This is a genomic window from Paenibacillus ihuae (assembly GCF_001368795.1).
GTDB lineage: Bacteria > Bacillota > Bacilli > Paenibacillales > Paenibacillaceae > Paenibacillus_AQ > Paenibacillus_AQ ihuae.
In genome coordinates, this window is record NZ_LN831198.1 from 3,856,197 (window position 1) to 3,858,825 (window position 2,629).

Sequence of the window (2,629 nt, forward strand, 5' to 3'; positions counted from 1 at the left end):
ATTTTTACCTCTATTTCTCCCAAATTGACCCGCTTGCGCCGAAATCAAAGGGATTTTTACCTCTAATTTCCCCATATTGCCCGCTTGCGCCGAAATCAAGGGGATTTTTACCTCTATTTCTCCCAAATTGCCCGCTTGCGCCGAAATCAAAGGGATTTTTACCTCTAATTTCCCCATATTGCCCGACTGCGGCGAAATCAAAGGCACTTTTACCCGGGCACGCAGATCCCGCCAACAGATTCTCGGGTGCCCCACACTTCCTCACCTTCCATCACACCCTGCAAAACCAGCAAAGGCAGCGAAGTTGCCTCCGCCGCCTTTAAAACCAGGTCTATTGAGACCGGAGCATGGTTATTTGTCTTGCCAGATATGCTGGGGTATACGGCATATCCCGGCGAAGCCGGGTTACGATTGTTCCAATCAGCGCCGCAGAGCCGTACCAGATGGCAATTCCCTCTGAATTGTTGACTCCGGAGTATCAGTATCACTGTTATTCCCTCGCCGATCCAACCGAGAGTTAATCATTTCTTCAATCAGATCTCCCAGACGGTCGGTAAAGATCGTACTTTGTCTGAAGGAACTCGTCACTTTAGATAATCTTGCGTTTGCCTGAATATGCTTGAGCAGGTTCTCGAGCACCGGCCATTTCTCTTTTCCCGCCTGTTCCGGATTGCTGCTTACGACCTGCTGAATGTTCTCGACTTCGACTATTTCATTGCCCCTTTTTTCCAGCATATCCGGCAGATCCCGGCAATGCAGATAAAAGGTCACATGATTGATATGGGCCCGCTCGGCAATTTTTGCGGGTATCTATCTCTTTATGTAAGTATACATAACACAATTATAAAAAAACAGCTCTAAAAAAAGCAAAAATATGATTAAATAAAAATTTATATGTCATCATTATTGACATTTTCAGTGTGACTATTTATATTGACAATATAAGATTTCAACGACACAGCATTGTGTCAACGAAGGAAACAACGGGTTCTCCCCACAATGTTGTGGCTGGATGGCTTGTTGTACCGGTATTCTTACATTTGTTTATGAAGTCAGTCACGATGACGTGGCTGCAATTGGCAACGGGGCCGATTAACACAATCCGCAAGTATGCGGGTTCTGTCAGTCGGCCCTTTTTTGTCGATTTACTTACTTGGGGTTCATTAAAAGGAGGATGTCAACTATGGAAGCAAAAAGTTTTCGCAAGGCGGGTCATGCCCCGAGTTTGTTCTCAGCTTTTTTGTACTTTGACGTAAGTTTTATGATTTGGGTGCTGTGTGGAGCTCTATCGCTCTACATTACCAAGGATTTCGGATTGTCAGATACCCAAAAAGCAGCCATGGTCGCCATTCCCATCCTCGGCGGCTCGATATTCCGGATTCCGATGGGCATTCTTGCAGACCGCATCGGAAGCAAAAAAGCGGGCCTTATCGGGATGTTCCTCACCATTATCCCTCTCCTGTGGGGCTGGCTTGGCGGAACCAGCCTGCTGCAGATTCATATGATCGGATTCCTGCTCGGTTTCGCAGGTGCAAGCTTTGCCGTATCACTGTCCCTTGCAAGCCGCTGGTACCCTCCGCAATATCAGGGGCTGGCGATGGGTATTGCCGGTGCAGGAAACAGCGGAACCGCGCTGGCCACCTTTTTCGGACCGCAGATCGCCCAGGCTTACGGATGGCACAGTGTATTCGGATTCGCGCTGATTCCTCTGGCGATCGTTATGATTGTTTTTGCTATATTGGCTAAAGATGCTCCGAATGCCCCTGCGCCCAAACCGCTCAAAGATTACCTCAGTGTCTTCAGACATGCGGATACCTGGTGGTTCTCGATATTCTACGCCATTACCTTCGGCGGGTTTGTCGGGTTCGCCAACTACGCGAGCATTTTCTTCTATGATGTGTACGGCGATGGCGTACATCCCGGAGGGCTGACCAAAATCCAGGTAGGATATCTGGTTACTATCACAGTCGTTGCGGGCAGCTTCTTCAGGCCTTTAGGCGGCTGGATCGCGGACCGGATTGGCGGCATGCGCCTGCTCCTTGTTTTGTACAGTGTAATTTCGGTATGTGCGTTTGCCATAGCCTCAATGCCGGGTTCCTTCCTGGTAATGCTGCTGTATACCAGCGTGATGATGGCCTGCCTCGGGATGGGGAACGGCTCGGTCTTCCAGATAATCCCACAGCGGTTCTCCAGTGAGATCGGAGTCATTACCGGAATTGTCGGTGCTGCCGGAGGGCTTGGCGGATATATGCTTCCGACTTACGTCCTGGGCCCGCTGAAGCAGTCCACAGGCTCACAGGTCACCGGATTTCTCGTGGTCGGCTCCATTGTACTCCTCACCACCCTTATCTTTTATGCGGTAACAAGATCCTGGAGAAAATCCTGGGCGAAGGCGGAATCAGGGGTTAATTTCTAATCAGCTTGTACAGAAAACTTCGGGGCGGTGAGCTCACATGACAACTGGCAAAGTTAAAAGCGTCTGTCCTTACTGCGGGGTTGGCTGCGGGATCATACTCGAAGTATCCGATAACCGCGTAGTCAAAATCACCGGGGATAAGGAGCATCCGGCCAATTTCGGCCGGTTGTGCACCAAAGGCAGCACCGCTGCAGCTGCGATTACAGAATCCGG

Annotated in this window: 3 protein-coding genes; 2 read left to right on the plus strand and 1 reads right to left on the minus strand. The window is 49.8% G+C overall.

The genetic code is table 11. From position 1 onward, the window contains the following. Positions 1-420: 420 nt before the first annotated feature. Positions 421-735, minus strand: coding sequence for a hypothetical protein (locus tag AQR02_RS17850; protein WP_148449119.1), 315 nt, complete (start codon positions 733-735; stop codon positions 421-423). A gap of 448 nt (positions 736-1,183) precedes the next feature. On the opposite strand from AQR02_RS17850, the gene AQR02_RS17855 reads away from it, so the two are divergent. Beyond that, a complete protein-coding gene (locus AQR02_RS17855; protein ID WP_054941635.1) occupies positions 1,184-2,416 on the plus strand; it encodes a nitrate/nitrite transporter in 1,233 nt (410 codons plus the stop codon). 37 nt (positions 2,417-2,453) lie between these two features. After that, positions 2,454-2,629: hypothetical protein (locus AQR02_RS33120; protein WP_280818648.1), on the plus strand; the 176-nt coding region annotated here is incomplete at its 3' end.